This window comes from Verrucomicrobiota bacterium, from assembly GCA_016871535.1.
Lineage (GTDB): Bacteria > Verrucomicrobiota > Verrucomicrobiia > Limisphaerales > SIBE01 > VHCZ01.
Window position 1 is genome coordinate 1 of the sequence record VHCZ01000316.1, and the last position, 6,562, is coordinate 6,562.

A 6,562-nucleotide genomic window follows, 5' to 3' on the forward strand; every position below is an offset into this window, starting at 1 on the left:
TTTTGCCTGGGGCTGCGTTGCTCCTCGGTCACAGCCCCACTGGCGGGGGATGCTCGCTCGTCGCGCCTTGCCCCAGGCCAAATTGGGCGCAACGAACGTGAGCGTATTTACGAAACGGACCACTAAGTCTAAGAGCGTGCTTTAAGATTGGGCGCTGCCCTGCGGCTGGTCGAGACGACACAGCCGCGCTCTGGCTCAGACGAGTTTCCAGCCGTTGTGGTAGGGCTTGCGGATGATGAGGTCGGCTTCGGGGGCGTTCTTCGCTTTCAGATTCACCGGATCCCATTCGATCTTCTTGCCCACACGATAGGCGACGTTGCCCAGGTGATTGGCGATGGTGAGTGCGGCGGCGTAGTCGAAGTTCGAGCCGGTGGGCTGGCCGGTCCGGCAGGCCGCCAGCCACTCCGAGAAATGGCCGGGTGACTTCGGGATGAACGGCTCCGGACGCTTGAAATCCTTGAACTTTTCCTCCGGCAGCAACACGTGCTTGCCGTAATCCGAGAGCAGCATCCCTTTGTCGCCGACGAACAGAATGGCCATGCCCCATGGCGGAATCTTTCCCTCGGTGTAGTAACTGGGTTTTTTCGTGCCTTGATACCAGGTGACCGCCACGGGCGGCATGTCGCCCCGCGGCCCGTAGGTGTAGCGCGCGAACATTGAGGCGGGCGCGATCTCGGCGTGCGGCGGCGGGCCGTCGGACTCGATCGTGAGCGGGTCGCGGAGCTTGAGCGCCCAGAACGGCAGGTCGTTGAGGTGACTGCCCATGTCGGACATGGTGCCGCTGCCGAAATCCCACCAGCGATACCACTTCGGTCCGGGCCAATAGACTTCGTGGAAGACGCGGTAAGGCGCCGGTCCGATGAAGAGGTTCCAATTCAACCCGGGCGGCACGGGCGAGGAACCTTCAGGACGGTCTTGCACGCTGAGAATATCCTTGTTGGCCTTTGCTTCCTCGGGCGTTTGCCAACCCCACGCGCGCGAGACCCAGACATGCGCCTCGCGCACCGGGCCGATGGCGCCGGTCTGAATCAGCTCGACCACCCGATGGTAATTGGGGTTGGCGTGATTCTGCGTCCCCATCTGCGTGGCGACTTTAGCCTTCGCCGCCGCCTCGGCGATAATCCGCGCTTCGAGAATTGTGTGGGTCAGGGGTTTCTCGCAATAGACAGGCTTGCGCAGTTGCAAGGCCCAGAGCGTGGCAAAGGCGTGTGTGTGCTCGGCCGTCGCGACCGTGATCGCGTCGAGGTCCTTGGCCTCGTCGAGCAGCTTCCGGAAATCCACATACCGGCGCGCCTGCGGCAGCTTCTCTCCGATGCTGTTGAGCCGGTCCTCGGCCACATCACAGATCGCGACGATGTTTTCGCCGCTGGATTGCTGGATGGCGTAGCCGCCGCGTCCCCCGGCGCCGATGACGCCGATGTTAAGCTTGTGGTTGAGGTTTTGCCCACGGAGCAGCGCGGGCCCCTCGATCGCGATCGCTCCTGCCGAGAGAGTCGAGACTCGCAGAAATCGGCGCCGGCTGAGAGGACGGGAGAAAGAATGGAGAAGATCAGAAGTTTGCATAATTCGAGACTACGTCTGTGAATTGAGTCAGACAATGAATTTTGGGTCGAGTTCGGAGACCAAGGAACGGTAGGCCTGGTGCACTCTGGCTGTCAGCTCGGAACGCCTGAGTGGATAGCCGTCGAGACTGAGGGCTTCGACGACCTCGACTCCAGACGAAGTCAGAAACACTCCTTCCGCGTTCCGGAGGAGCTCGGGCTGAAGGGGGCGTTCCAGGCAGGGGATCGACAGGCCGCCGCAAATTCCAATAACGACCGCGCGCGTGATTCCAGGCAGCGCGCCGCTGTCGAGGAGCGGAGTGAATACCGTTTGACCGTCGATCCAGAACAGATTCGCGCCGGTGGCTTCCGCGACCTCGCCACGCGTGTTCAGCAAAAGCGCTTCGTCTGCGTCTCGGGCGTCGGCTTCGGCGCGGGCGAGGATGTTGGGGAGTTTGTTGCACGTTTTGTGGCGGCTGAGGGGATCGTTCGGCACGATTCGCGGCGAGGCAGTGATCAATCTCCAGTGGAGCGGGCTCGGCCTCGTCGTCGGCGCAGAATGCAGTGACATAACGAGCGTGGGACAATCGGCTCCCTGGGTGGAATAACCGCGGGGTCCGACACCTCGGGACAGAACAATCCGAAGGCTGGCTTCGGTCAGCTTGTTGCGATGGACTAACTCTTCGACGCTCGAACGGAGTTGATGGGGAGAGAACGGCAATCGAATGCCCAGAAACTCCGCGCCGCGTTGAAGCCGGGCCCCGTGATCGTCCCAACGGAAAGGACGGCCTCGGTAGAGCCGAATCGTTTCAAAGAGTCCATCGCCATAAACAAAGCCACGATCGAACACGGAGACCGTGGCGGCTTCTTCAGGAATGAATGCGCCGTTCAGAAAGACAATCATGGTTTCAAATAAACGGCGAATTCACTTTGGTTGGAAGCTGCGAAAGGACGCCTCGCCTTCGAACTCGTCAACCACACCGCTCGAAGGCGGGGACCGAGGCGCCTTGTGGTTGCCAATTCAGCGCGGCGAGGAACCCGCCCGCTTTCGCCAACGTCTCTTCGTATTCCGCCTCCGGCACGGAGTCGGCCACGATCCCAGCGCCGACATTGAAGTGAGCGCACCCGCCGCCACAGATGGCGGCGCGGATCAGAATGCTGAGCTCGCTTTCCCGGTTGAATCCGAGGTAACCCAACGCCCCGGTGTACGGCCCGCGAGTCACCGGCTCCAGCTCGTCGATGATTTCCATGGCGCGAAACTTCGGCGCGCCGGTGATGCTTCCACCTGGAAAACCCGCGGCCAGCGCGGCCAGGTGAGTCACCTCCGGGCGAAGCTGGCCTTCAATCGTGGAAACCAGATGCTGAACTTGAGGGTAGCGTTCGAGACAGACGAGATCCGGCACTTGAACCGAGCCGAATTCGCAGATCTTGCCCAAATCGTTTCGAAGGAGGTCCGTGATCATGACCAGCTCGGCCCGGTCCTTGGCGCTGGCGCGCAACTCTTCGCTCAATTGCGCGTCACGTCTCGGATCGGTGGACCGCTTTCGTGTCCCTTTGATCGGACGCGTCAAGACATGCCCCCCGCTGAAGCGCAGAAAAAGTTCCGGAGACGAGGAGGCAATCTGAAACTCGCCGCAATCCAAATAGGCAGAGAAGGGCGCGGGCGACACGGCGAGCAGACGCCGGTACATTTCCCAACCGGGCGCGTCCCACGGCGCGGAGAGGCGCTGGGAAAGGTTGGCTTGATAAATGTCGCCGGAGCGGATGTAGCGCTGGGCGGTCTTCACGCCGGCAAGGAATGAAGGGCGGTTGTGGGTGGAATTGACCAGGGCGGGAGGCCGTGAAACGTAAGACGTAAAACGCAAATCCGGAGCATCAAGGCGCTCTCGCAGACGTTCCAGCCACAGATCAAACTGCCGGCGCGCCTGATCGGCGTCCCGGGACCCGTCCGGCCGCAAGCCGGTCGAGACGATCCACGTCTTTGTGAGCCGGTGATCAAAGACGACGAGGCTATCGTAAAATCCAACGTGGCAATCGGGCAGGTCCAAGTCGTTTACGGCGCGGCGCGGCAGCTTCGGCTCGACGAAGTTCTTCAGGTCATAACCCCAGTAGCCGAAGCACCCGCCGAGCGGGAACGGGAGATCGATTTCGTCAAGCAACTCGTAACGCGAGAGCAGACCCTCGAGAATCCGCCAGGGATCGCCGAACTGGACCAGACGCCACTCGCCCACTCGCGTTTCGCAGCGGGAGCCAAAGGAGCGGAAGGTCAAGAAAGGATGGGCAGCCACAAAGGAGTATCTGGCGTGCGGCGTTCCGAAGAGCGCCGTGCGCAGCAAGACCAGGCCTGCTTCGCTGCCGATCCGCCCCGCCACCGATTCCGGCGCGGGTTGAGTCTGAACTTCATGGATCAACGGTCGCACGGAAGAACCTCTAATCTCTCTCTGGGCGGAAATCCAGCGGTGAAATTCTTCCGGCGTTCCGTACTCCGACAATGCGCTCTCAGGGTTTGGAACGCCGCAGCTTTTGTTGAAGCAAATCCAAAAACTCGCGCGCCTGCGGAACTTTGAGCCCCAGCAACACGGCGCCATAAAGCAAACTCGCGATCGTCAGGGGAACAAAAACAGCGCCGAGGCTTTCCACAATCCCGACGTGGCCAATCCAGCGTTCCCACGCCGCGCTGCACAGCCACGCGGCTTCACCGGCCAGGATCGCGCTTCCGGCCATTTGAACCACGTGACGGCGCAGGCCGCCCAGTTCCAGCCGCTTCAGTTTTCGACGCAGCGCATGAAACAAAAGCCAGACGTTGGCGGCGGCGCTGAGCGTGTTCGCGATTCCCAGGCCGCCTTGCCGGAACGGCCCTGCCAGTCCAATGACAAACACGACGTTGAGGGCCAGGCAAACGCAACTGATCTTCATGGGTGTTTGCGTGTCGCCCAGCGCGTAGAACGCCCGCGCCAGGATGTTCACCGTCGAAAACGCAATGAGTCCGGGCGCAAGACACGCCAGCGCGAAGCTCGCGCGCCGCGTCGCCAGGGCGGTGAATTCGCCGCGTTCGAAGAGCAACCGGATGATCGGCTCCGCCAAAACCACCAGACACACCGAAGCAATCAGATTCGCGAAGATCAGATATCCGAGCGCTTGGCGGACGGTAGAGCGGAATTCGTCAAATTTCTTTTCGGCGGCCAAACCTGACAGCGTCGGCAGCAAAAATGTCGCGAGCGAAATTCCAAACACGCCTTGCGGCAATTCCATGAGCCGGACGGCGTAATCGAACGAAGCGACGATCATCGGGTCGAACCAAAACGCGATGCCTTGCGTCAGCACGACGTTGATCTGAAACGCCGCCACGCCCATCATGCCGGGGACCATGCGCCGAACGACGATGCGGACGGTGTCGTTGCCCCAAGGCGGCGTCCAGCGATAGCGAAAACCTTCCCGCCAGAGCAACGGCAGTTGATAGGCCGCTTGAGCGAGTCCCGCCACCAGCACGCCGATGGCCACGGCGAAGATTTGTTTTTCCAGCGTGGCTCCGAAGCGCGGCGCGACCCAGAGCACGGTGGCGATCAGGATGCCGTTCAAGACCGCCGCGCCCATGGCGGGGATGAAGAAGAATCCGCGCGAATTCAGCATGCCCATGAACACGGCGGCCAGGCACACCAGGAGCATGTACGGAAACATGACGCGCAACAGCTCCAGCATGAGGCGTGTTTCGGGGTTGAGCCAGCCGGCGGCGGGAAAAACGGGCTTGGCAAAATCCTGAGCCGCGTTCGTGTTTCCGGACATCAACAAGCCACCCAGGTTTTGCGGCGAATCAGAGAGCAAGACCAGCGAAATACCCAGCAAGACCAACCCGATGATTGCGCTCGCGGCGACGATCAGGCCCGAGATTACGGCATTGGCGGCACGCCACATTTCCTGATCGCCGGATGCCCGCTCTTTTTCCTTGAAGAGGGGGATGAACGCCGCGGTCAGGGCGCCTTCGCCAAGCAACCGCCGGAAAAGATTCGGCGCCATAAAGGCCAGCTTGAAAGCTCCGGCGACCGGGCCGTCTCCCATGAAGCGCGCATAGAGAATCTCGCGGAGCATTCCGAGCACACGGCTGGCCAGCGTGGCCGCGCCCATCGCGCCGGAGGATTTCAACATCTGCGACATGAGAGATAGCGCGGTGAGTAAATCGAGAAGCGTTCCAGTGTTACAAGGTTAAATCGTGGGTCGCGAAATTCCACCGCGCGAAAGTGGCTTCGCAGCTTTTACAAAAGGGAACGAAAACGAAGACTCCGTTACCTTTGTTGCCTTCTGTGAAAAATCCGCTCCAGCTTGCGACCAGCACGCTGGATCGCTTCTGTCAGCCGCGGGGCAGCGGAGCAGAGTTGCGGTAGTGCCGAATCGAAAACTCGTCGCGGCTCAGGATCTCCCCGACCAGTTCGAAGCGATCTTCAAAGGCTGGAAAAAAGGCATCGCCCTCGACATGCCGCTTGACCAGCGTGAGAAAGAGATCCGAGCAAAGCGGCAAGGCCTGAGCATAGATTTGCGCGCCGCCGCAGATGAACACCTCGCGTGTCTCCTGCTCCAAAGGGATTTCAGCTAAGCCGGCCGCGACGCGCACTCCGGGAATCGCCAGGGGAGATCGGCTGAGCACGATGGTTTGACGGTTCGGCAGGGGTTTCCCAATCGATTCATACGTTCTGCGCCCCATGACGACGACATTCCCCGTCGTCATCTTCTTGAACCATTGGAAATCCTCAGGCAGATGCCACGGAATCTTGTTCCCCTGCCCGATCACACGGTTCTCCGACATCGCGGCGATGGCCTTGAAATGTTTCATCACTCACCGCCGCTATCTTCCTCGGCCTTGGGCGATTTCCAAACCAAAACACACCGAAATGGATCACTTAGTGGTCCATTTCATAAATACGCTCACGTTCGCGGCAAGGGATTTTTCGGCCAGACGAGGCGCGAGCGACGAGCATATCCCGAAGTGGATCTGTAAGGAGCAAGCAACGAAGTCTGGCGAAAAAGAA

General features: G+C 60.7%; 5 protein-coding genes. All 5 read right to left on the reverse strand.

The genetic code is table 11. The features are described 5' to 3' along the window. Positions 1 to 195: 195 nt before the first annotated feature. The gene (locus FJ398_24805) at positions 196 to 1,563 is read right to left on the reverse strand and encodes a Gfo/Idh/MocA family oxidoreductase (protein MBM3841115.1); all 1,368 of its coding nucleotides are present in this window, start codon (positions 1,561 to 1,563) and stop codon (positions 196 to 198) included. A 27-nt stretch (positions 1,564 to 1,590) separates the two neighbouring features. Beyond that, positions 1,591 to 2,445 (reverse strand): hypothetical protein, encoded by an 855-nt coding sequence (locus FJ398_24810; protein MBM3841116.1) that lies wholly within the window; start codon positions 2,443 to 2,445, stop codon positions 1,591 to 1,593. Positions 2,446 to 2,512: 67 nt separating this feature from the next. Beyond that, entirely contained in the window at positions 2,513 to 3,961 is a 1,449-nt protein-coding gene (locus FJ398_24815; protein ID MBM3841117.1) for an anthranilate synthase component I family protein, read from the reverse strand. A gap of 79 nt (positions 3,962 to 4,040) precedes the next feature. Next, on the reverse strand, positions 4,041 to 5,693 hold the full coding sequence (murJ, locus tag FJ398_24820) for a murein biosynthesis integral membrane protein MurJ (protein MBM3841118.1): 1,653 nt from the start codon (positions 5,691 to 5,693) through the stop codon (positions 4,041 to 4,043). Positions 5,694 to 5,886: 193 nt separating this feature from the next. Continuing rightward, positions 5,887 to 6,366, reverse strand: coding sequence for a dihydrofolate reductase (locus FJ398_24825; GenBank protein MBM3841119.1), 480 nt, complete (start codon positions 6,364 to 6,366; stop codon positions 5,887 to 5,889). Between the last annotated feature and the right edge of the window lie 196 nt (positions 6,367 to 6,562).